The sequence below is a fragment of the Mesorhizobium sp. M0140 genome (assembly GCF_040322475.1).
Classification (GTDB): Bacteria; Pseudomonadota; Alphaproteobacteria; order Rhizobiales; family Rhizobiaceae; genus Mesorhizobium.
Genome location: NZ_JAMYTM010000001.1, coordinates 362,030 through 383,025, shown reverse-complemented (window position 1 = coordinate 383,025; position 20,996 = coordinate 362,030). Strand labels below are relative to the sequence as shown.

Annotated in this window: 23 protein-coding genes and 2 pseudogenes; 13 read left to right on the top strand and 12 right to left on the bottom strand. The window is 62.4% G+C overall.

Annotated elements, in window-relative coordinates; translation table 11 throughout:
- Positions 1-45: 45 nt before the first annotated feature.
- The 3 genes from mutY to NKJ37_RS01830 are packed head-to-tail and all read left to right on the top strand — an operon-like array spanning position 46 to position 2,227.
- Entirely contained in the window at positions 46-1,227 is a 1,182-nt protein-coding gene (gene mutY / locus NKJ37_RS01840) for an A/G-specific adenine glycosylase (protein ID WP_352628650.1), read from the top strand.
- Positions 1,220-1,831 (top strand): HAD family hydrolase, encoded by a 612-nt coding sequence (locus NKJ37_RS01835; protein ID WP_023808583.1) that lies wholly within the window; start codon positions 1,220-1,222, stop codon positions 1,829-1,831. The genes mutY and NKJ37_RS01835 overlap by 8 nt, the downstream gene beginning before the upstream one ends.
- Positions 1,832-1,843: 12 nt before the next feature.
- Positions 1,844-2,227, top strand: coding sequence for a WapI family immunity protein (locus tag NKJ37_RS01830; protein ID WP_023808584.1), 384 nt, complete (start codon positions 1,844-1,846; stop codon positions 2,225-2,227).
- Positions 2,228-2,235: 8 nt separating this feature from the next.
- Here the strand turns inward: NKJ37_RS01830 and NKJ37_RS01825 are convergent, their stop codons facing one another.
- Positions 2,236-3,369, bottom strand: coding sequence for a site-specific DNA-methyltransferase (locus tag NKJ37_RS01825; protein WP_023808585.1), 1,134 nt, complete (start codon positions 3,367-3,369; stop codon positions 2,236-2,238).
- Between the two features lie 176 nt (positions 3,370-3,545).
- Here NKJ37_RS01825 and NKJ37_RS01820 point away from each other — a divergent pair, with 176 nt between their 5' ends.
- From NKJ37_RS01820 to NKJ37_RS01810, 3 genes are all read left to right on the top strand, one after another.
- Positions 3,546-4,232, top strand: coding sequence for an HAD family hydrolase (locus NKJ37_RS01820; protein ID WP_023808586.1), 687 nt, complete (start codon positions 3,546-3,548; stop codon positions 4,230-4,232).
- A gap of 146 nt (positions 4,233-4,378) precedes the next feature.
- A complete protein-coding gene (locus tag NKJ37_RS01815) occupies positions 4,379-4,615 on the top strand; it encodes a transcriptional regulator (protein ID WP_023808587.1) in 237 nt (78 codons plus the stop codon).
- Entirely contained in the window at positions 4,615-4,905 is a 291-nt protein-coding gene (locus NKJ37_RS01810; protein WP_023808588.1) for a type II toxin-antitoxin system RelE/ParE family toxin, read from the top strand. The genes NKJ37_RS01815 and NKJ37_RS01810 overlap by 1 nt, the downstream gene beginning before the upstream one ends.
- A gap of 25 nt (positions 4,906-4,930) precedes the next feature.
- Here NKJ37_RS01810 and NKJ37_RS01805 read toward each other — a convergent pair whose 3' ends face one another.
- Positions 4,931-5,662, bottom strand: coding sequence for a hypothetical protein (locus tag NKJ37_RS01805; RefSeq protein ID WP_023808589.1), 732 nt, complete (start codon positions 5,660-5,662; stop codon positions 4,931-4,933).
- Positions 5,663-5,790: 128 nt separating this feature from the next.
- Here NKJ37_RS01805 and thrC point away from each other — a divergent pair, with 128 nt between their 5' ends.
- From thrC to NKJ37_RS01785, 4 genes are read left to right on the top strand one after another with little or no spacing between them, the layout of a single operon-like run.
- The gene (gene thrC / locus NKJ37_RS01800; RefSeq protein WP_023808590.1) at positions 5,791-7,188 is read left to right on the top strand and encodes a threonine synthase; all 1,398 of its coding nucleotides are present in this window, start codon (positions 5,791-5,793) and stop codon (positions 7,186-7,188) included.
- A gap of 14 nt (positions 7,189-7,202) precedes the next feature.
- Positions 7,203-8,495: a M16 family metallopeptidase gene (locus NKJ37_RS01795; RefSeq protein ID WP_127290840.1), complete on the top strand. Its 1,293-nt coding sequence runs from the start codon at positions 7,203-7,205 to the stop codon at positions 8,493-8,495.
- Positions 8,496-8,510: 15 nt separating this feature from the next.
- Positions 8,511-9,107 carry a GNAT family N-acetyltransferase gene (locus NKJ37_RS01790; RefSeq protein ID WP_352442778.1) on the top strand — a complete coding sequence of 199 codons (597 nt, stop codon included), beginning with the start codon at positions 8,511-8,513 and terminating at the stop codon, positions 9,105-9,107.
- 3 nt (positions 9,108-9,110) lie between these two features.
- Positions 9,111-11,999, top strand: coding sequence for an EAL domain-containing protein (locus NKJ37_RS01785; protein ID WP_128302499.1), 2,889 nt, complete (start codon positions 9,111-9,113; stop codon positions 11,997-11,999).
- Between the two features lie 298 nt (positions 12,000-12,297).
- On the opposite strand, the gene NKJ37_RS01780 is transcribed toward NKJ37_RS01785, so the two are convergent.
- Positions 12,298-12,906: a YqgE/AlgH family protein gene (locus NKJ37_RS01780; protein WP_023808594.1), complete on the bottom strand. Its 609-nt coding sequence runs from the start codon at positions 12,904-12,906 to the stop codon at positions 12,298-12,300.
- Positions 12,907-13,076: 170 nt separating this feature from the next.
- Between NKJ37_RS01780 and NKJ37_RS01775 the strand changes: the two genes are divergently transcribed.
- The 3 genes and pseudogenes from NKJ37_RS01775 (at position 13,077) to NKJ37_RS01765 (ending at position 15,012) form a co-directional block, all read left to right on the top strand.
- Positions 13,077-13,883 (top strand): protein-disulfide reductase DsbD domain-containing protein, encoded by an 807-nt coding sequence (locus NKJ37_RS01775; protein WP_352442779.1) that lies wholly within the window; start codon positions 13,077-13,079, stop codon positions 13,881-13,883.
- 84 nt (positions 13,884-13,967) lie between these two features.
- Positions 13,968-14,444 (top strand): peroxiredoxin, encoded by a 477-nt coding sequence (locus tag NKJ37_RS01770; RefSeq protein ID WP_023808596.1) that lies wholly within the window; start codon positions 13,968-13,970, stop codon positions 14,442-14,444.
- 91 nt (positions 14,445-14,535) lie between these two features.
- A pseudogene (locus tag NKJ37_RS01765) lies at positions 14,536-15,012 on the top strand (DUF2938 domain-containing protein).
- Between the two features lie 8 nt (positions 15,013-15,020).
- On the opposite strand, the pseudogene NKJ37_RS01760 reads toward NKJ37_RS01765, so the two are convergent.
- From NKJ37_RS01760 to NKJ37_RS01720, 9 genes and pseudogenes are all read right to left on the bottom strand, one after another.
- A pseudogene (locus NKJ37_RS01760) lies at positions 15,021-15,331 on the bottom strand (type II toxin-antitoxin system RelE/ParE family toxin).
- Positions 15,321-15,602, bottom strand: a complete 282-nt coding sequence (locus NKJ37_RS01755; RefSeq protein WP_127290846.1) for a ribbon-helix-helix domain-containing protein — start codon at positions 15,600-15,602, stop codon at positions 15,321-15,323. Before NKJ37_RS01755 ends, NKJ37_RS01760 begins: the two are co-directional and overlap by 11 nt.
- Positions 15,603-15,778: 176 nt before the next feature.
- Positions 15,779-16,309: a ribonuclease HI gene (gene rnhA, locus NKJ37_RS01750; protein ID WP_023808602.1), complete on the bottom strand. Its 531-nt coding sequence runs from the start codon at positions 16,307-16,309 to the stop codon at positions 15,779-15,781.
- Between the two features lie 10 nt (positions 16,310-16,319).
- Positions 16,320-17,282, bottom strand: coding sequence for a homoserine kinase (locus NKJ37_RS01745; protein ID WP_023808603.1), 963 nt, complete (start codon positions 17,280-17,282; stop codon positions 16,320-16,322).
- 5 nt (positions 17,283-17,287) lie between these two features.
- Positions 17,288-18,298, bottom strand: coding sequence for a 4-hydroxy-3-methylbut-2-enyl diphosphate reductase (ispH, locus tag NKJ37_RS01740; RefSeq protein ID WP_023808604.1), 1,011 nt, complete (start codon positions 18,296-18,298; stop codon positions 17,288-17,290).
- A gap of 71 nt (positions 18,299-18,369) precedes the next feature.
- Positions 18,370-19,125: an SURF1 family protein gene (locus NKJ37_RS01735; protein ID WP_023808605.1), complete on the bottom strand. Its 756-nt coding sequence runs from the start codon at positions 19,123-19,125 to the stop codon at positions 18,370-18,372.
- Positions 19,122-19,508 carry a DUF983 domain-containing protein gene (locus tag NKJ37_RS01730; protein ID WP_352609452.1) on the bottom strand — a complete coding sequence of 129 codons (387 nt, stop codon included), beginning with the start codon at positions 19,506-19,508 and terminating at the stop codon, positions 19,122-19,124. The genes NKJ37_RS01735 and NKJ37_RS01730 overlap by 4 nt, the downstream gene beginning before the upstream one ends.
- Before the next feature lie 21 nt (positions 19,509-19,529).
- Positions 19,530-20,021, bottom strand: coding sequence for a L,D-transpeptidase family protein (locus NKJ37_RS01725; RefSeq protein WP_352609450.1), 492 nt, complete (start codon positions 20,019-20,021; stop codon positions 19,530-19,532).
- A 92-nt stretch (positions 20,022-20,113) separates the two neighbouring features.
- Positions 20,114-20,995, bottom strand: coding sequence for a cytochrome c oxidase subunit 3 (locus tag NKJ37_RS01720; protein ID WP_023808608.1), 882 nt, complete (start codon positions 20,993-20,995; stop codon positions 20,114-20,116).
- Between the last annotated feature and the right edge of the window lies 1 nt (position 20,996).

Below are 20,996 nucleotides of genomic sequence, written 5' to 3'. Positions count from 1 at the left end.
TCCAGCGACGACCCAGCAGATACCGGCCAGGCCAATACAAGATCAATGGCACCAGCAGACCAGACCCGCAAGACCGCATCCTGGGATAGTGGCAAAGCCACATCCGGAGATAGCAGCACAGCTGCATCCGGTGTCAGCGACGATATCGCATCCCGCCTGCTCAGCTGGTACGATGTGCATCACCGTGAATTGCCGTGGCGCATCACACCAATTGAGCATGCGCGCGGCGTGCGGCCTGATCCCTACCGCATCTGGCTCTCCGAGGTCATGCTGCAGCAGACCACCGTCGAAGCGGTGAAGGCTTATTTCAAGGTATTCGTCGAGAAATGGCCCGATGTCGAAGCGCTGGCCGCGGCGCCCACCGAGGACGTGATGAAGGCCTGGGCCGGGCTCGGCTACTACTCCCGCGCCCGCAATCTCAAGGCCTGTGCCGATCTTGTGGCCGCGCGTGGCGGCCGGTTTCCCGACACGGAGACGGGTTTGAGAGAACTGCCCGGCATCGGCGCCTATACGTCGGCGGCCATCACGGCGATTGCCTTCGATCGCCCCGCCGCCGTTGTCGACGGCAATGTCGAACGTGTCATCTCCCGGCTGTTTTCGATCACAACCCCGCTCAGCGAAGCCAAGCCCGAGATCCGTGCCCATGTCGAGCGCATGGTGCCCGGGACAAGGCCTGGCGACTTCGCCCAAGCGATGATGGATCTCGGCGCCACCATCTGCACGCCACGCCGGCCGCGCTGCATGCTGTGCCCGCTGCGCGAAGACTGCAGCGCGGTCGTTTCAGGCGATCCCGAGCACTTCCCGGTGCGCCTGCCCAAGGCCGACAAGCCGCAGCGGCACGGCGCGGCCTTTGTCGCCGTGCGGGCCGACGGCGCCATCCTTCTGCGCAAACGGGCAGAGAAGGGTTTGCTCGGCGGCATGACCGAGGTGCCGACGACGGGCTGGACCGCGCGGATCGATGGGGCAACCACGGAAGCGGCCGCGCCCTTTCCCGCCGACTGGCGGCATGCGGGCCGCATTGCGCATGTCTTCACGCATTTCGCTCTCGAACTCGAAGTCTTTCACGCTCACATCAAAGGTGATGCGCCAGACGGGCATTTCTGGTCGCTCGCTCACGAGATTTCCGGCGAGGCGCTGCCGACTGTCATGAAAAAGGCAATCGAGGCTGCGATACCCGGCGCGACGAAAAAGCCGTCGCCACACAGTGCAAAGAGGCCCCATGACTGAAATACGCCACATCGTTTTCGACATCGGCAGAGTGCTGATCCACTACGATCCCAACATTCCGTTCAGCCGCCTCATTCCGGATGCCGAAGAGAGAAAGTGGTTTTTCGACAATGTCTGCACGCATGATTGGAACATCGAGCAGGATCGCGGCCGCACCTGGGAAGAGGCCGAGGCGCTGCTGATCGCGGACCATCCCGATCACGCGGAAAACATCCGCGGTTTCCGCCGCCATTGGCACGAGATGGTGCCGCATGCTTATGACGACAGCGTCGCCATCATGGTCGGCCTGATCGAGAGCGGCCACGACGTGACCATGCTGACCAACTTCGCCAGCGACACGCTGGCCGAAGCCCGCGAGCGCTTCGATTTTCTCAATCGTCCGCGCGGCGTCACCATCTCCGGCGAGATCGGCATGATCAAGCCCGATCGCGGCATTTACGATCATCACATCGCCGCCTTCGGCCTCGAACCGGCCGCGACGCTGTTCATCGACGACAGCCAGAAGAATGTCGACGGCGCCAAGGCGGCCGGCTGGCAGTCGGTGCTGTTCACCGATGCAAAGGCGCTTCAAGCAGACCTTGAGCGGCATGGCATCGCGACCTGATCGAGACCGGCAATGGGCAAGCTCGTTCTGACCTTCAACCCGGAATGGTCAATACTTGACGCCAGTGTCGAGCATGGCCACTTTCGAGGACGTGGCGATGCCTATTTCCCGACCGACGAGGTAAGCGAATTTATTGTGTCATTGCAGGCCTATCCGCTTAAACGCGCGGATCTGGTCCTGAGATCGCCCGGCCTGATAAGCATCTCGGTTTTCCCGGCGGATGGCGTCGGTCACCTGTTCGTCCGGATCGAGGTCGCGGAGGAGATCGAAGCCCGTGACTTCGCGCGTGTGCGACTCCGGACGGACTATTCGCGTCTGTCGCGTTTTGCCAGTCAGCTCTCACTGATGGCGAAAGGCGAGGTCAGCGAAATCATCCTGGAGGAAGACAAGGCCTGAGCTGCCGATCAGGCCCCTGCCCGCTCCATGCCGAGCCGCGCGATGCGGCGAAGCTCGTCGATCGGGGTCAGGCCACCGCTGCGCTCATAATGCCAGAAGGTCCAGCCGTTGCAGGCGTCCAGCCCCTGCACTTCGGCACCGATCTTGTGGATCGAGCCGGCGCTGTCGCCGATCGCCACCGTGCCGTCGGCGCGCACCTTGGCCGCCCAGCGCTTCTTGGCATCGTAGAGCGTCGCGCCCGGCATCATCAGGCCGGTGTCGATCAGGCTGACAAAGGCGACGCGCGGCTCGGCGCGCTTGCCCGTGAGAACGGTCAAGTCGGCCTCTTCCAGCGGCCGCACCGCGTCGATGCGCTCGTTGGCGGCGTCGATATAGGCCTGCTCGCGTTCGATGCCGACGAAATGGCGGCCGAGACGCTTGGCCACCGCGCCCGTGGTGCCTGAGCCGAAGAAGGGATCGAGCACGATGTCGCCCGGTTTGGTCGAGGCCATCATGATGCGGGCAAGCAGCGCTTCCGGTTTCTGCGTCGGATGCAGCTTGTCGCCATTGTCGTTCTTCAGCCGCTCGCCGCCGGTGCAGATCGGAAACAGCCAGTCGGAGCGCATCTGGATGTCGTCGTTGGACGCCTTCATCGCTTCGTAGTTGAAGGTATAGCCCTTGCCCTTCTGATCGCGCGTAGCCCAGATCATCGTCTCATGCGCGTTCTGGAAGCGGCGGCCACGGAAATTTGGCATCGGGTTGGTCTTGCGCCAGACGACGTCGTTAAGGATCCAGAAGCCGAGATCCTGCATCTTGGCGCCGACCCGGAAGATGTTGTGATAGGAGCCGATGACCCAGATGGTGCCGTTGGGCTTCAGCACCCGGCGCGCCGCCAGCAGCCAGGCACGCGTGAAAGCGTCATAGGCCTCGAAACTCTCGAACTGGTCCCAGTCGTCGTCGACGGCGTCGACCTTGGACTGATCGGGGCGGTGCAGGTCGCCGTCGAGCTGCAGATTGTAGGGCGGATCGGCGAAGATGACGTCGATCGATTTTTCGGGCAACCGGTCGAGCGCGGCGACGCAGTCGCCCTTGAGGATCGTGTCCAGCCATTCGGATTGCTGGGGAGCGTGGGATAGCTCGTCGAGAAGACGCACGGCAGACATTCTGACACCCAAGGCACGCGTTACTGTTTACTCTCCGTTATGGTTACCGATCAGCGTAAATATTCCGTGAAGGCCAAGGGACGGGTGTGGCGAATTTGCGAAGGCGGCCCTGTTGGTGTATGCCGCGCCGCCTGAGCCTTCCGAGGCCACTTCGCCCTCCTATTGTCCGGATCACCATGCCCCAGCCAGACCTTGTCATCTTCGATTGCGACGGCGTGCTCGTCGATTCCGAGATCATCGCCGCCCGCGTCGACGCCGAGCTTTTGACCTTGGCAGGATACGAGATATCGGCTGAGGAGATTTCGGAGAGCTATGCCGGCCTGACCTTCAAGGACATCATGCTGCGGGTCGAGGAAAAGTCCCGCATCCCCTTCCAGGCCTCTCTGATCGACAGGGAGGAACAATTGGTCGACCGCAAACTGCGCAGCGACGTCCGCGCCATCGATGGCGTGCGCGAGGCCGTTGCCGCGGTAAGCGTGCCGCGCTGCGTCTGCTCGAATTCACGCTCCGAGCGGATCGAATTCATGCTGGAAAAGGTGCATCTTCTGCCGTTTTTCACCGACCGGATTTTTTCGGCGATGGAAACACCGACCGGGAAAACGAAACCGGCGCCGGACGTGTTCCTGTTCGCGGCGGAGAAACTCAGCGCCAACCCGGCGAACACTTTCGTTATCGAGGATTCCGTGCACGGCGTTCACGGCGCAAGGACGGCGGGCATGCGGGTGATCGGCTTCACCGGAGCCGCCCACAGCTATCCCGGCCATGCCGACGCGCTCACCGAGGCCGGCGCCGAAACGGTGATCCGCCGCTGGGCAGAGTTGAAAAGCGTGATCGCGGCGCTGTCGGAGTGGTCGGACGCCTGAGGGCGATTGAATTTCGCCCTCGTGGCGGGACTTTTCTCGCCCGGTCGGTCTACCGTTCTCGTGCTTCAGAGTGGTAGGAGGCGATACTGCAATTTTGGGAGCTGGTTTTCATTTCAAAACCCTGATGGCTATGCGATGATTGCGTCATGACGATTGAGCTTGAAATCACGCCAGAGTTACAGGCCCGCATCGATGCTATCGCGGCGCGGTCCAGCCTGTCCGCGTCGGAAGTCGTTGCGGACGCGCTTGAGAACGGCCACTCCCTTGAGTGGCAGGAGCGGTTTTTAGACAAGGTGAACGCAGGAATTGAAGCGGCCGACCGTGGTGAATTTGCCAGCCGTGCCGATATCGAGCGGGTGTTGAACAAGTACCGCCCCACCTGATGCAGGTTTCATGGACGAGCGCCGCTCTCGACGACCTCGACCAGATTCAGGATTTTATCGCGCAGGACAGTCCCGTTGCGGCGTATCGGCTAACAGCCGATCTGATTGGTCGCACCGACGAACTCTTGGCGTCAAATCCCATGGTCGGACGCAAGGGACGAGCGGGCGGAACCCGCGAGCTTGTGATAGCGCGGACATCCTATATCGTTGTTTATCGGGTGCGCGGCAGTGACGTTGAAATCATCGCCGTTGTCCATGGGGCCAGAGAATGGCCGGAGAGCCTCACATAGCCCGCCCATGTCTTGTGTTCGCCGCTTAGTTCGTCGCGGCGGCTCTCTTCCTCTGCTTCTTCTTCGGCTTGTCGGCCGTTGCCTGATGCGCGGTTTCGTCATAGCCGGCAAAGGCCTGATAGTCCTGCGCCGTCGGCTCGGGCACGACAATATTGGAATCGGTGAAGACGAACTGCGTGGCGACCGAAGGATCGGTGACCTGGACCTGATACTGGTGGATCTGCGAATAGAGGACCTCGGTGCCATGCATCACAGCCGTGCGGATGGGCATGGTGATGGTGCCTGGAGAAAACTTCGGTCCGGGGACAATCTTGCCGGCGACCGCGATCTTCATCGTCAGCTGGCCGTTGGCACGGCTGCAGTCGCGTGTCACGTCGCTGACCGATGCCTGGTAGATGATGTTGGCCGATTCGTCGGGCGGAGTTGCAGCAGCGGCGTCAGCCTCGGCCTGGGCCGCGGCATCCTGCGCGGCGTCGCCGGTCTTCTTGATCCTGGGCTTGGGCTTCTGAGCTTCCTTGGAATAGGTGTTGAAGAAAGCCGTGCCGTCCCGCACCGTCACCCTGGGACAATAGGCCTGCAACTGGCTGGCCAGTATCTTGGGATCCTGGGGCGGCGGTGGCGCCGTCGGGTCCTCCTTCTTGCCTATGCCGAGGTTCAGGATGCCATTGTCGCCCGATTGGCAGCCGGCGGCGGCAAGCATAAAGCCGGTGAGCGCAAGACCCGCCAAAAAGCGACCACTGAATGTACGAAACGCCATGAAACTGCACTTCCCTCTCGCAAAGCTGGTGACGTATATCAACCGCGCGGCAAAAATGCGACTGAGCCAGCGCAGAAATTAACCACCTTGCGGTGGATGGAAAAGCCAAGCAGTAACGGAATTGTGACATGCATTATGTGAGTACCCGCGGGGAAGCCCCCGTTCTTGGATTTTCCGACGCCGTGCTGGCCGGGCTGGCGCGCGACGGCGGGCTCTACGTGCCGCGCGAGTGGCCACAGTTTTCCGCCGCCGAGATCCGCGCCATGCGCGGCCTTGCCTATCCCGAACTTGCCATCCGCGTGCTGTCGCCGTTCCTTGGCGACGAGATCCCGGCCTCCGTTTTCGAGCGGCTGGTGCGCGAAGCCTATGCCACCTTCCGCCACGAGGCCGTCTGCCCGCTGGTGCAGACCGGCCCCAACACCTTCATCCTGGAACTCTTCCACGGGCCGACGCTCGCCTTCAAGGACGTGGCGATGCAGCTTCTGGCCCGGCTGATGGACCATGTGCTTGCCGAACGCGACCAGCACGCCACCATCGTCGGCGCCACCTCGGGCGATACCGGCGGGGCGGCCATCGATGCCTTTGCCGGTCGCAGCCGGACCGACATCTTCATCCTTTTCCCGCACGGCCGCGTCTCGCCGGTGCAGCAGCGGCAGATGACGACGTCGACGGCTGCAAACGTCCATGCGCTGGCGATCGAAGGCAATTTCGACGATTGCCAGGGCCTGCTCAAGGACATGTTCAACGATCACGGATTTCGCGACCGGGTGGCGCTTTCGGGCGTCAACTCGATCAACTGGGCCCGGATCATGGCCCAGATCGTCTATTATTTCTCCTCGGCGCTGTCGCTTGGCGCGCCGGACAGGCCGGTCTCCTTCACCGTGCCGACCGGCAATTTCGGCGATATCTTCGCCGGCTACGCGGCCAAGAAGATGGGCTTGCCGATCGAGCGGCTGGTCATCGCCACCAACGACAATGACATCCTGGCGCGGACCTTCGCGACAGGGGAATATCGCACCAAGGGTGTCTTTGCGACCACGTCGCCGTCGATGGATATCCAGGTGTCGTCCAATTTCGAACGCCTGCTGTTCGAGGCCTCCGGCCGTGACGCGGCGACCGTGCGGCGCTACATGGACGGTCTGAAGCAGTCCGGCGCTTTCACCATCGAACCCCAGCAAATCGCCGGGATGCGGTCGGAATTCGACGCCGGCCGGGCTGATATGGACGAGGTCGCCGCCACCATCCGCTCGACGCTCGCGGCCAGCAACTATCTGCTCGATCCGCACACCGCGGCAGCTGTGCATGTCGCTGCGGGCAAGGCGTCAGGCGCCGTGCCGATGGTGGTGCTGGGTACCGCACACCCGGCAAAATTCCCGGCCGCCGTCGAAGCCGCCAGCGGCGTGTCGCCCGCACTGCCCGCATGGCTAGGTGGGTTGATGACATCGGAGGAAAAATACACGGTACTTCCCTCCGACCTGAAAATGGTGGAAGATTATGTCGGCCGCCGCGCGCGGGCGGCGCGTTAAGGAGTACTAGCCATATGGGTGTTGAGGTAAGCCGTCTGTCGAACGGCCTGACAGTCGCCACCGAAACCCTTCAAAGCATCGAATCGGTTGCCCTTGGTGCCTGGGTCAAGTCGGGTGCCCGCAATGAACGTGAGGACGAGCATGGCATGGCCCATCTGCTCGAGCACATGGCGTTCAAGGGCACGAAAAGGCGGAGCGCCTTCGAAATCGCCTCGGAGATCGAAGACGTCGGCGGCGAAATCAACGCCGCCACCAGCGTCGAAACCACTTCCTACTATGCCAGGGTGCTCTCCGACGACGTGCCGCTGGCCGTCGACATTCTTGCCGACATCCTGCAAGAGTCCGAATTCGACCCGCAGGAACTCGAACGCGAACAGCATGTGATCCTGCAGGAGATCGGCGCCGCGCACGACACCCCCGACGACATCGTCTTCGACCGTTTCACGGAAACCGCCTATCGCCATCAGACCATCGGCCGCTCCATTCTCGGCACACCCGAAACGGTCAAATCCTTCACCTCCAAGCAACTCCACGACTTCATCGAGCGGCAATATGGCGCCGAGCGCATGGTGATTGTCGCCGCCGGCGACATCAAGCATGACAATTTCGTGCGCGAGGTCGAAAAGCAACTCGGCGGCTTCCGCAGCAAGGCCGACAGCACCATCCCGCAATATGCGCAATATGTCGGCGGCGACTTCCGTGAGGACCGCGACCTGATGGACGCGCAGATCGTGCTGGGGTTCGAAGGCCGGGCCTATCATGTGCGCGACTTCTATGCCTCGCAGGTGCTGTCGATGATCCTCGGCGGTGGCATGTCGTCGCGCCTGTTCCAGGAGGTCCGCGAGAAGCGCGGCCTGTGTTATTCGGTCTATGCTTTCCATTGGGGCTTTTCCGACACCGGCGTCTTCGGCGTCCATGCCGCGACCGGCCAGAGCGACATCGCCGAACTGGTGCCTGTCATCATCGACGAGCTGCAGAAGGCCGGCGAGAAAATCCTGCAGGAAGAACTCGACCGGGCGCGCGCCCAATATCGCGCCGGACTGATCATGTCAGCCGAAAGCCCGGCCAGCCGCGCTTCGCAGATCGCACGGCAGCTGCTTCTGTTCGGCCGGCCGATCGCCAAGGAGGAACTGATGGAACGGCTGTCGGCGCTGACGGTCGAGCGGCTGACCGATCTATCGTCGCGTTTGTTCTCGACCAAGCCGACGCTTACCGCTGTCGGGCCTGTGGGCACACTGGCGCCATACGAGGCGATCCTCGAATCGCTCGCAGGCACGCAGACCACGGCCCGTAAGCTCGCCGTCTAAGCCCCTCGAAGCGTCGTGTTCGCGCTCCCTTTCTTCCGCCGCGACCTGCCGGCGCTGAAAGGCGACCGCGTCACGCTGCGCGTGCCGTTCACCAACGACTTCCGCGAGTGGGCGGCGGTGCGTGGCGATAGCCGCGCCTTCCTCGAACCCTGGGAGCCACGCTGGACTCCCGATGAACTCGACCGCAACGCATGGCGGCTGCGCATCAGCCGCTACCGCGAGGATTATGCGCAAGGAACCGCTATCGCCTTCTTCATCTTCGAGAGGAGCAGTGGCAAGCTGGCCGGCGGCATCACGCTCGGCAACATACGCCATGGCGTCTCGCAGAGCGGCCATGTCGGCTACTGGATCGGCGAGCGCTTCGGCGGCCGCGGCCTGATGACCGACGCGGTCAAGGTGGTGGCCCGCTTCGCCTTCGATACGCTGAGGTTGCACCGGATCGAAGCGGCCTGTATTCCCGACAATATCCGGTCGATCCGCGTGCTTGAAAAAGCCGGATTTCGGCGCGAAGGACTGCTGCGATCCTATCTCAGGATCAACGGCATCTGGCAGGACCACTACCTCTACGCCCGGATCGCGGACGATCCGCCGGGCGTTGGAACGAAGGACTGATTTTTGACGAATTTCCTGCGCAACGGGTCGCTGTTCGCCTTTGTCCTCGCGACACTCCTGACGCTGTGCGCGGCATCGTCGGCCTTTGCCGTCGAACCGATCAAGATTGCCCGCGACGACGTCGCGCTCGACCTTTCCGGCGCCGTCGAGATCTACCGCAACCAGGGCGAGAATTTCCAGGTGTCGACCGCGCCGGGTCCGGACGGTATCGTGCGGCGCATCGAGGTCGAGGCCAATGATGCCCGTTCCACCGGCGACTGGGCTGTTTTCGCGCTCGCCAACACCACCGACCAGCAACTCGACCGGCTGATCGTCGCACCGCATTTCCGCCTGGTGAATTCCGGCATCTTCTGGCCGGATCTCGGCTCGACCCGCATCGCCGCCATCACGCCCAGCGAAGGCTTCGCGCTCGATCGCCAGACCAGCCCCGACGCCGACGTTTTCCGGGTGACGCTGAACCCCGGCACGGTGATTACCTTCATCGCCGAACTGGCCTCGCCGAAGCTGCCGCAGGTCTACCTCTGGGATCCGGAATCCTACAAGGACTCGGTCAATTCCTACACGCTGTTTCGCGGCATCGTCATCGGCATTGCAGGCCTGCTGGCGCTGTTCCTGACCATCCTTTTCGTGGTCAAGGGAACCTCGATGTTCCCGGCAACCGCGGCACTTGCCTGGGCGGTGCTGGCCTATATCTGCGTCGATTTCGGCTTCCTCAACAAGATCATCGAGATATCGCCCGGCAACGAGCAGATGTGGCGAGCGGGAACGGAGGTGGCGCTGGCGGGAACCTTCGTGGTGTTCCTGTTCGCCTATCTCAACCTCAACCGATGGCACGGCCATTTCAGTTATGGCGCGCTGGTCTGGATCCTCGGACTGGTGCTGATCGCCGGCGTCGCCATCGTCGATCCGGCGGTCGCCGCCGGCATTGCCAGGCTGTCCTTCGCCGCCACCGCACTGACCGGGCTTGGCCTGATCATCTTCCTCGGCATACGCGGCTACGACCGTGCCATCATGCTGGTGCCCAGTTGGGTCATGGTGCTGTTGTGGCTATGCGGATCGTGGATGGCGATCACCGGCATGCTCGACAACGACATTGCCCAGCCGGCCCTGGGCGGCGGGCTGATCCTGATCATCCTTCTGATCGGCTTCACCGTCATGCAGCATGCTTTTGCCGGCGGCGCGCTGCATCAGGGCCTGTTCTCCGACCTCGAGCGGCAGGCGCTGGCGGTCGCCGGTTCGGGCGACACGGTATGGGATTGGGACGTGCTGCGCGACCGCGTCGTCACCAAGCCCGATGTCAGCATCCAGCTCGGACTGGCGCCGAACAGCCTTGGCGGCGCGGCCCGCAACTGGCTCCCGGTGCTGCATGCCGACGACCGCGACACGTTCCGCACCACGCTCGACGTCGTGCTCGAACACCGGCGCGGCCGGGTATCGCAGAATTTTCGCCTGCGCGGCGCCGACGGCCACTATCACTGGTTTTCGCTGCGCGCGCGCCCGGTCATCGGATCCGACGGCGAGGTTATCCGCTGCGTCGGTACCATGGTCGACGTGACCGAGCAGAAAAAGTCCGAGGAAAGGCTGCTGCACGACGCCGTTCACGACAATCTGACCGGTCTGCCGAACCGCGAACTTTTGATGAATCGGCTGGAAGCGATCATCTCGATCGCGCGCACCGAAGAAAAGGTGCGGCCAACCGTCTTCGTCATCGACATCGACCGTTTCAAGCAGGTCAATGACGGCCTCGGCATCTCGGCCGGCGACACCATCCTCTTGACCATCGCGCGTCGCCTGCACCGGCTGCTCAAGCCGAAGGATTCGCTGTCGCGCTTTGCCGGCGATCAGTTCGCGCTGATGCTATTGTCCGAACAGGACCCGGCCCGCATCGCCGCCGTGGCGGATGCCATCAAGCATGCCATCAACAACCCGATCACCTTTGCCAAGCGCGAGATCGTGCTGACCGCGTCGATCGGACTGATCACCTGGAATTCGCCGCAGATGTCGGCCGAGGACATGGTCAAGGATGCCGAGCTTGCCATGCACCAGGCCAAGCGCTTCGGCGGCGACAGGATCGAGCCGTTCCGTCCGGCCTTCCGCACTGTCGGCACCGACAGGCTGCAGTTCGAATCCGACCTGCGCCGCGCCATCGAGCGGCGGGAATTCACGCTTGCCTACCAGCCGATCGTGCGGCTTGAGGACGGCAGTGTCGCCGGCTTCGAGGCGCTGCTGCGCTGGGACCACCCGCGCCGCGGCATGATCCCGCCGGCGGATTTCATCCCGGTCGCCGAAAGCTGCGGGCTTATCGTGCAGCTCGGCCTGTTTGCCATGCAGCAGGCGGCGGAAGATCTCGCCAGCTGGCAAAAACAGATCGGTGACGCGCCGCTGTCGGTCTCGGTCAATTTGTCCAGCCGCCAGCTGATCCGCCGTGACCTGGTCAGCGACGTCCGCTCGGTCATCGCTCGGGCCAATCTGAAGCCGCGCTGCTTCCGGCTGGAGCTCACCGAATCGCTTGTGATGGACAATCCCGAGCAGACCGCCCATGTGCTGACCAAGCTGAAGCAGCTCGGCATCGGCCTGTCGCTGGATGATTTCGGCACCGGCTATTCCTCATTGGCCTATCTGACGCGTTTCCCCTTCGACACCATCAAGATCGACAAGAGCTTCGTCGACGACAACACGCCCAAGCGCGCGGTGCTGCTGAAATCGATGGTCAACATGGCGCATGAACTCGGCCTGTCCGTCGTCGCCGAGGGCATTTCGGACGAGAGCGACGCGCTGGAACTGCGCCAGATGGGCTGCGAATATGTCCAGAGCTTCATGTTCGGCGCACCAATGCCGGGCGACCAGGTGCTGAAGACGCTGAAGGAACAGTATCCGCTGACGCAAGCGTGATGGGATTCAGGCGCGCGTCGCCCAGGCGCGGACCTCTGCGATTGGCCGAGACGCCTATCGCTTCGTCATCCTAGGGCGAAGCAAGGAGCGCAGCGACGCGGCGCAGACCCCAGGATCCATGCCGTGAGGTTAAAGCGTTGAAAACGGTTCAGATTTCTTCGCCGCTGCATCCTTCGACATAGGTCACGGAATGGATCCCAGGGTCTCCGCGACGGAGCTTCGCTCCTGCTTCGCCCTAGGATGACGAAGGTGTAGGCGGCTTCGGCTAGCCGCGAATGTTGCGCATGACTGTTCGCGATTACGCGTGTCCGGCCGCCAAGCTGAGATGCGCAAGGTCGATACCGATCGAGGCGAGGATCCGGTCGTATTTGCGCTCGATGTCGGTGTCGAACAGAAGCTCGGCATTGGCCGGACAGGTCAGCCAGCCATTTTCGGCGATCTCGGTCTCCAATTGGCCGGCGCCCCAGCCGGAATAGCCGAGCGCCATCAGCGCATGACGAGGCCCGCGGCCGGACGATATTGCGCGCAATATGTCGACGGTCGCCGTCAGGCAGATGTCGTCGGAAACGGTCAGCGACGATTCCACCCGATAGTCTCCCGAATGCAGGACGAAGCCCCGGCTGCGGTCCACGGGGCCGCCATTGCGCACGACGAAATCGCGGGCCTGAGCCGGCAAGCGGATCGCCTCCTGCTCGTTCATGATGCCCAGTTGCACGAGCAGGTCCGGAAACAGCATCTGCTGCGTCTGGTTGATGATCAGGCCCATGGCGCCTTCATCGGAGTGTGCGCAGACATAGATGACCGAGCGCGTGAAACGGTCGTCCTTCATGCCGGGCATGGCAATCAGGAACTGATCGTCGAGAAAGCCGCGACTGGCGACCGTCTTCTTGTGGCGCAACAAGTCCATGAAGGGAGCGTAACGCGTTTCCAAAGCGCCGAAAAGATGCGCCGTGCTGGATTCGACCAAAGCCTGTTGCGGCGGCTCGAACATTCTTCTCCCTCGAAGTCACGCAAATATGATACCGGCAAGGCCATGAAATCATTGCGCGGCCACGAACGGACGATCAAATCACCGCCATGCGAAGCTTGAAAATCCTGCTGCTCGGAGCCGCCATCGGATCGGCAACCGCTCTTCCCGCCGCCGCCTCTTCGTCGGCGTGGTACAACAGTGAAGGCGGCAAGGTTCGGCTGGTTACATCAGGCAAAGCCGACGATGCCGGCCGTATCCAAGGCGTTCTCGATATTGCGCTCAAGCCTGGCTGGAAGACATATTGGCGCGATCCGGGCGACGCGGGCGTGCCGCCGCAACTCGACATTTCAGCCAGCACCAACATCGCCGACGCCACTCTGTCGTTTCCGGCGCCGCAGCGCCATGACGACGGCTATGGCAAATGGGCAGGCTACAACTATCCGGTTTCTCTGCCGGTGACATTCACGCTGGCGACGCCGAACCAGCCGGCGGTGATCGATGCCGACATCTTTCTCGGCATCTGCGAAACGATCTGCATTCCGGTGCAGACGCGGCTGACCGTCGACCCCGCCTCCGATCCGGACAATGTCGAGGACGCGGCGCTGGTGAAGGCGAGTTTTACGGCGCTGCCGACGCCCGCGAGGTCCGATTTCGGCATCAATGTGCTGCCGGGCGACCACGAGACGCTGATTGTCGAGGCGAGCTTTCCCGGCGATCCGGCGGCGGCGGATTTCTTCGTTGCCGGCGAGCGGGACTACATGTTCGGCACCCCGGCCCGCAGCGAAAAGGACGGCAAGCTGATTTTCACCGTGCCGATCCTCGATCGCCCCTCGACGACGCCGACCGATGGCGGGCTTCACTATACGCTGACGAGTGCGGCGGGCGCGGTCGCAGGGATTCTGCCTTTCCCTTGATCCAGCCTGTCCCAACGATTGCAGGAAGCCGTTGAGTTCGCTACGCAAAGACACGTCCTTCCCATTTTCCCAAGCGAGGAATCCATGACCATTTCCGTTGGCGACAAGCTGCCTGACGTGACCTTCAAGACGATGACCGCCGATGGCGCCAAGCCGATCACCGGGGCCGAGATTTTCTCGGGCAAGAAGGTCGTGCTGTTTGGGGTTCCCGGCGCCTTCACACCTACCTGCAGCAACAACCATTTGCCGGGCTATCTCGAGAACCACGATGCCATCCTGGCGCGCGGCGTCGACACCATCGCCGTCGTTTCGGTCAATGACGTCCATGTCATGGGTGCCTGGGCGCACTTCACCGGCGGAGAGGGCAAGATCCTGTTCCTCGCCGACGGCAGTGGCGATTTCGCCAAGGCGGTGGGCCTCGATTACATCAGCAACGATATGGGCCTGCGCTCGAGGCGCTTCTCAATGATCATCGACGACGGCAAGGTCACCGCGCTCAATGTCGAGACCAAGCCCGGTGTCGACGAGTCCGGTGCGGCTCATATTCTGGGGCAGCTCTGAACTTCAGCGACAACGTCGGGCTGGACCGCAACGGTTGCCGCCGCCCGACGATCGCCCTTGTATTCCAGGGATTGCCTTTGGGGGGACCTCGATGTTTGACATGTTCTGGCGTGCTATCGCGATCGGCATCGGCGCTACGGTGGCGATGGATCTCTGGGCCATCTTCCTGCACAAGGCGTTCGGGCAGCCACGGCCGAACTGGGGGCCGGTCGGTCGCTGGGTCTGGCATCTCCGCGACAAGGTCTTTCACGATGATATCGGCGGTGCAGCGCCCTACGCGCATGAAAAGGCGCTGGGCTGGGCCTTTCACTATTTTGTCGGCATCGTCTACGGCATCATCCTGGTGGTGTTGGCCGGAGCGGGCTGGCTTGCCGCGCCGACATTCCTGCCGGCCTTCATCCTCGGCATCGTCACCGTCGGCGCCGGCTGGTTCCTACTGGCACCCGGCATGGGCGCCGGTTGGGCCGCCTAGAAGCGGCCCAACCCGATGCTGATCCGTGCGCTGAACCTGGTGTCGCATACGGTGTTCGCGCTCGGGCTTTGGGGTACAGCGCTGCTGATCCGATAAACAGCTCGCTAGAATAAACGGTTCAGATCCCGCCGGCCGTCCACCACACGGACGATTTCAACCCACTCAACAGGGCCATCATCCGTGTCCGGAATCGTTTCGTAGAGCAGTACAAACGGCGCCTCCACCAGCATCCGTACGGAAGACCTGATATCGGGTGCCTAACACCCATGCGCGGATGGTCTGCCAGCTGCAAGGCCCGCGCTTCTAGTTGATCATAATAGCGATCGGCCGCTCGTATGTTTTCGCTGCCTATCATCACGTAGACGTCGATGAGGTCCGCCTTGGCCGCGGGTGACCAGACCAGCCTAACGGTCATTCCGCGAGGCTTCCGCCAGCCTTCGCCGAGCTTCCTTTCGCAACGCGTCGAAATCCACAGGCTCCGGCCTCCCACTTGCCTTGCCTTCATCCCACAGGTGCCTTAGCCGGCGGATATCGTCGTGCCGAAGTTCACGCTTGGCCAGCCAATCCCGCACCGCTTCACGCACAATCTCGCTTGCGGTGGCATACTCGCCCGCCTCGACAGCCTCACGCATCACAGCTGCTTGTTGCGGGGTCACAGCCACGCTCATTTTTTCTACGTTTGCCACGCCCGTTTCCTTATCGCATTTTGCTCTATGGTAGGAAATATTACTCCCTCCGTATTCTGGAGCAACTGCGACGCCACCAAAGGCCTTACGTCCGCTGGACGCTGGTCAAGGCAGCCTGTCGTCGGCCGTCAACCGTTGATAACGCGATGCGCGCCTAGCCGCGCCGCTCCGGAAATTCAATAGCTCTGGGTCGAGCGCCGCACTTTCGCGATTGCCGGTTGTTTGGCCGGCGCAGCAGGCTTTGGCGCGGCTGCAGGCTTGAACGGACCTTTCTTGAACGGTGCCATGCCTTCACGCGCAAGCTCGTCGGCGCGCTCGTTCTCGACATGACCGTCATGGCCCTTGACCCAGTTCCAGGTGACCTTGTGGCGCTTGTTGGCCTCGTCGAGCGCCTGCCAGAGTTCACCGTTCTTCACAGGCTTCTTGTCGGCGGTCTTCCAGCCGTTCTTCTTCCAGCCGTGGATCCACTTGGAAATACCGTCCATGACATACTTGCTGTCGGTGTGAAGGTCGACCGTGCACGGTTCCTTCAGCGCGTTCAGCGCCGAAATGGCGGCCAACAGTTCCATGCGGTTGTTGGTCGTCTCGGCTTCGCCGCCGGAAAGCTCCTTGGTGGTGCCGTTGAAGCGCAGGATCGCGCCCCAGCCGCCGGGGCCGGGATTGCCCGAACAGGCGCCGTCGGTGAAGATCTCAACCTGTTTGCTCATGATACTCATATCAGGCCAATCCATATTCCGAAGACGATTTGATCGCCCGGTGGAACCGCATCCTTCTGATGTATTCGGTCGGATCGCGTTTCATCACCAGCCCGCCATCGGGAACGGTCAACCAGTCGTACAGCCGGGTCAGCATGAAGCGCAACGCCGAACCGCGCGCCAGCATCGGCAGCGCAGCCTTTTCCTGGTCGCTCAGGGGCCGGAGGCTCTGGTAGCCGGCGAGCAGCGCCTTGCCCTTGGTGAGATTGAAGGAAAAATCCTTCTCGAAGCACCAGGCGTTGAGACAGGTGGCGACATCGTAGGCGTAGAGGTCGTCGCAGGCGAAATAGAAATCGATCAGGCCGGACAGTTTTTCGCCGAGGAAGAAAACGTTGTCGGGGAAAAGATCGGCATGGATGATGCCTTGCGGCAGGTCTTTGGGCCAGTTGCGCTCGAAATCGGCAAAGTCGGCATCGACCTCGGCGGCCAGACCCGGCTCGACCTCGTCTGCGCGATCGCGCGCTGCATCCCAGAGCTTGCGCCAGCCGTCGATGGCCAGGGCATTCGGACGCGTCATCGAAAAATCGGCGCCGGCCAGATGCAATTGCGCCAGCGCCTTGCCGACCTCGGCGCAATGCGTTGCTGTGGGCCGCCGCAACGAAAGCCCTTCCAGGAAGGTGATGATGACCGCCGGCCGGCCGGCGAGCGTGCCGATGACGCTGCCGTCATGCGCGGTCACCGGCAGCGGGCAGGACACGCCCTTGTTGGCGAGATGGCCCATTAGCCCCAGGAAAAACGGCAAATCCGCCTTTTCGACGCGCTTCTCATAGAGCGTCAGGATGTAGGAGCCGCTGGAGGTGTGCAGCAGGAAGTTCGAGTTCTCGGTACCTTCGGCGATGCCCTTGTAGGACAGGAGATCGCCGACCGGATAGTGCTTCAGGAATGCGCCGAGTTCGCCTTCCGCAACGTCGGTGTAGACCGCCATGTGGCTTACGCGGCTCCATTGACGAAGGCCATGTCGGCCCGCGTCAGTTCGACATCGCGCAATACCCGCATGACCGGAAAATCCTCCGTTTCCGTGGCCGTGATGGCCAGATCGATCGTGACATCGAAGCGCTGCCGGAACGCGTCGATGATCTCGTCGACGATGATTTCGGGCGCCGACGCGCCGGCCGACAGGCCGAGCGTCGAGATGTTGCCGATGTCATTCCACGGAATCTCGGCGGCGCGCTGCACGAGAAGCGACATGGTGGCGCCTGCACGCTCCGCGACTTCGACAAGTCGTCGCGAATTGGAGGAATTCGGCGCGCCGACGATCAGATAGAGATCGGCGCCCGGCGCGGTGTCCTTGACGGCTTCCTGGCGGTTGGTGGTGGCATAGCAGATCGATTCCGCCGCCGGTGCCTGCAGCGCCGGAAAGCGATCCTGCAAGGCGCGGATGATGCCGGCGGTGTCCTCGACCGACAATGTGGTCTGGGTAACGAAGCCGAGCGCCTGCGGATCGGCGGGCGAGAGCTTTGCGGCATCGGCTTCGGTTTCGATCAGCGTCACCGCTCCGTCCGGCAGCTGGCCCATGGTGCCGATCACCTCGGGATGGCCGGCGTGACCAATCAACAGCACATGACGGCCGAGCCGCTGATGGCGCATCGCTTGCTTGTGGACCTTCGACACCAGCGGGCAGGTGGCATCGAGATAGAAGAGATTGCGCGCCTTCGCATCCGCCGGCACCGATTTCGGCACGCCATGCGCCGAGAACACGACGGGCGACTGCCGATGTTCGGCCGGTATCTCGGAGAGTTCCTCGATGAAGACGGCGCCAAGGCTTTGCAGCCCCTCGACGACGTAGCGGTTGTGCACGATCTCATGGCGGACATAGACCGGCGCGCCATATTTCTTCAGCGCCAGCACGACGATCTGGATGGCACGGTCGACACCGGCGCAGAAACCGCGCGGCTGGCAGAGCCGGATCGTCAGAGGTGGTTTGGTGGTTGTCTGAAGCATTAAATCCGGGCCGGTTGATCAAAGCCGAAATGAGGTGCGCACCCCTGCCCTGTCAAGGGCATCAGCCGCGTTCATTCGTCTTTCGCGGGACGGCGAAGCCGCAGGATGAGCACGGCTGCGAGCGCCGCGGCAAGCCCGTACCAAGTCATCGCATATTGCAGATGGCTGTTCGGGAGGTCGATGATGGTGACGCCGCCAACCGGCAAGCCGCCCGGGTTTGGCGTCTTGTCTGCGTCGATGAAGATCGGCACCAGCGCGGCGCCCGCCGGCAGACCGGCGCTCGCAGCCATCACGTCGCGGTCCTTCCAGTAGAAGATGTTCTTCGCCACGTCGTTGTCGGGCAGCATCATCGACGGCTTCGCCGGCAGCGGGTTGCGGGCCAGCCCGGTCACGGTCACTCTGCCAGTCACCTGTCCCTTGGCGCGCTTGGCGGCGTCCTTCAGATCGTAAGGCACGAAGCCGCGATTGATCAGGACGAAGCGGCCGTCGTCGAGCGCCAGCGGCGTGTAGACATTGAAGCCGGCGTCACCTTCCCAGGTTGCGTAGAAATGGCGTTCGCCTTGATGCAGGAACGTGCCGGTGACGGTAACCGGCGTATAGTCGACATCCCCGGTGGCGGCGAACTCTTTCTCGACCGCAACCAACGGCAAGGGCGCCGAATGGGTACGCTGGTCGATGGTCTGCAGAAGGCCTTCCTTCCAATACAGGCGCTGCACTTGCCAGGTGCCGAGCACCAGCAGGATCAGGAACAGCATAAGGCCAAGGCCGAGCAGCAATGCCGATCGCGGTCGCGAACGACCGTCAGTTTTAACGGAAGCCTCGCTCATTCGCCGCGATCCAGCCGGCCCTCGGCCGCTTTGTTGCGGTATTGCAGCGTCAGCAGCACGCCCTTGATCAGCCGCAGCGTCGTCAAGCACAGCACGATAGCCAACGGAATCCAGACCAGCAGATGCAGCCAGAGCGGCGGGCTGAGCGTGACTTCTACCCAGAGCGCCAGGCCGACGATGATAAAGCCGATGATCAGGATCACGAACACCGCCGGCCCGTCGCCGGCATCAGCGTAGGAATAATCGAGGCCGCAATTGACGCATCGCTTGCCGACGGTGAGGAAGCCGGAGAACAACCGCCCCTCGCCGCAACGCGGGCAGCGGCCATGCAGGCCGGCCGAGATCGGATCGATCGGCGGCCAGATCGCCCTGTCTTCACTCATGGGAGCGTCGTCGCTCATTGCCTACCGCTCGATCTCGATCGGTGTGCCATCGGCCACCATCGCCCAGATTTCGTCCATATCGGAGTCCGTAACCGCAATGCAGCCGTCGGTCCAGTCGACCAATTGAAGCAGCCAGCCCCACCAGCCATAACCGTTTGGCTGGCCGTGGATCATGATCATGCCGCCCGCGTCGACATTGCGCGCCTTGGCGGCCGCCAGATCGTCGGTGTTGGGGTACGAAATATGGATCGATCTGTGCGCGATGCTGTTCGGGTTGCGCCAGTCGAGGACATAGTTCCCCTCGGGCGTGCGTTGATCGCCCTCCTGGTGCTTATGCCCGACAGGATCGCCGCCGAGTGCGATGCCGTAGCTGCGCAGGATCTTGCCGTCGCCGATCAGTTCCAGCCGGCGTTCGGCTTTGTGGACACGCACCAAATCCACCTTCTCGCCGGCAAAGGCCGGGAGTGCCGCGATCATCAATGCGCAAATGGCCCGGAAAATTGTCAGCCGCATTGGCTATCGATCAGCGATCATTGCGCCAAAAAGAAGAAGGCGGCCACGTTGCCGCGGCCGCCTTCTCGAAACGGAAATTCCTCAGGCCAGGATCAGTGGCCCTCGATCACCGCGCCGACCGATCCCCAGACGTAGATCGAGGCGAACAGGAAAAGCCAGACCACGTCGACGAAGTGCCAGTACCAGGCGGCCGCCTCGAAGCCGAAATGCTGCTTGGGGGTGAAATCACCCTTCATCGCCCGGATCAGGCAGACCAACAGGAAGATGGTGCCGATGATGACGTGGAAACCGTGGAAGCCGGTCGCCATGAAAAAGGTGGCGCCATAGATGGAATCCTTGAAGGCGAACGGAGCATGCATGTACTCGTAGGCCTGCACCATGGTGAACAGCATGCCGAGGCCAACAGTCAGCACCAGGCCATTGATCAGGCCTTTGCGATCGCCATGGATGAGCGAATGGTGCGCCCAGGTCACCGTGGTGCCGGACAGCAGCAGGATGACGGTGTTGTAGAGCGGCAAATGGAAAGGATCGAGAACTTCCATGCCCTTCGGCGGCCAGACACCGCCGGTAAACGCGGTGCGGGCATATTGCTGGGCTTCGCTCGGAAACAGGCTGGCATCGAAATAGGCCCAGAACCAGGCAACGAAGAACATCACCTCAGAGGCGATGAACATGATCATGCCGTAGCGCAGATGCAGCGACACGACACGCGTGTGATGGCCCTCATGCGCTTCCTTAATGGTGTCCGACCACCAGGCGAACATGGTGTAGAGGATGATCACGAGGCCGATGAAGAACAGCCATGGATTGGCGATGTTGAAGCCGAAGATCGGGAACGAGCCGCCCTTCAGGTACTCCATCAGGCAGACGCCGCCAAAGGCGGTGACAAGTGCGCCTACCGATCCCAGGAAAGGCCACGGGCTCGGGTCGACGAGATGATAGTCATGCTGTGGTTTTGCGTGCGCGTCTGCCATA

Coding starts and splice junctions, on each gene's coding strand:
- mutY (WP_352628650.1), top strand. CDS start 46: ATGGCACCAGCAGACCAGACCCGCAAGACCGCATCCTGGGATAGTGGC.
- NKJ37_RS01835 (WP_023808583.1), top strand. CDS start 1,220: ATGACTGAAATACGCCACATCGTTTTCGACATCGGCAGAGTGCTGATC.
- NKJ37_RS01830 (WP_023808584.1), top strand. CDS start 1,844: ATGGGCAAGCTCGTTCTGACCTTCAACCCGGAATGGTCAATACTTGAC.
- NKJ37_RS01825 (WP_023808585.1), bottom strand. CDS start 3,369: ATGTCTGCCGTGCGTCTTCTCGACGAGCTATCCCACGCTCCCCAGCAA.
- NKJ37_RS01820 (WP_023808586.1), top strand. CDS start 3,546: ATGCCCCAGCCAGACCTTGTCATCTTCGATTGCGACGGCGTGCTCGTC.
- NKJ37_RS01815 (WP_023808587.1), top strand. CDS start 4,379: ATGACGATTGAGCTTGAAATCACGCCAGAGTTACAGGCCCGCATCGAT.
- NKJ37_RS01810 (WP_023808588.1), top strand. CDS start 4,615: ATGCAGGTTTCATGGACGAGCGCCGCTCTCGACGACCTCGACCAGATT.
- NKJ37_RS01805 (WP_023808589.1), bottom strand. CDS start 5,662: ATGGCGTTTCGTACATTCAGTGGTCGCTTTTTGGCGGGTCTTGCGCTC.
- thrC (WP_023808590.1), top strand. CDS start 5,791: ATGCATTATGTGAGTACCCGCGGGGAAGCCCCCGTTCTTGGATTTTCC.
- NKJ37_RS01795 (WP_127290840.1), top strand. CDS start 7,203: ATGGGTGTTGAGGTAAGCCGTCTGTCGAACGGCCTGACAGTCGCCACC.
- NKJ37_RS01780 (WP_023808594.1), bottom strand. CDS start 12,906: ATGGACTTGTTGCGCCACAAGAAGACGGTCGCCAGTCGCGGCTTTCTC.
- NKJ37_RS01775 (WP_352442779.1), top strand. CDS start 13,077: ATGCGAAGCTTGAAAATCCTGCTGCTCGGAGCCGCCATCGGATCGGCA.
- NKJ37_RS01770 (WP_023808596.1), top strand. CDS start 13,968: ATGACCATTTCCGTTGGCGACAAGCTGCCTGACGTGACCTTCAAGACG.
- rnhA (WP_023808602.1), bottom strand. CDS start 16,309: ATGAGCAAACAGGTTGAGATCTTCACCGACGGCGCCTGTTCGGGCAAT.
- NKJ37_RS01745 (WP_023808603.1), bottom strand. CDS start 17,282: ATGGCGGTCTACACCGACGTTGCGGAAGGCGAACTCGGCGCATTCCTG.
- ispH (WP_023808604.1), bottom strand. CDS start 18,298: ATGCTTCAGACAACCACCAAACCACCTCTGACGATCCGGCTCTGCCAG.
- NKJ37_RS01735 (WP_023808605.1), bottom strand. CDS start 19,125: ATGAGCGAGGCTTCCGTTAAAACTGACGGTCGTTCGCGACCGCGATCG.
- NKJ37_RS01730 (WP_352609452.1), bottom strand. CDS start 19,508: ATGAGTGAAGACAGGGCGATCTGGCCGCCGATCGATCCGATCTCGGCC.
- NKJ37_RS01725 (WP_352609450.1), bottom strand. CDS start 20,021: ATGCGGCTGACAATTTTCCGGGCCATTTGCGCATTGATGATCGCGGCA.
- NKJ37_RS01720 (WP_023808608.1), bottom strand. CDS start 20,995: ATGGCAGACGCGCACGCAAAACCACAGCATGACTATCATCTCGTCGAC.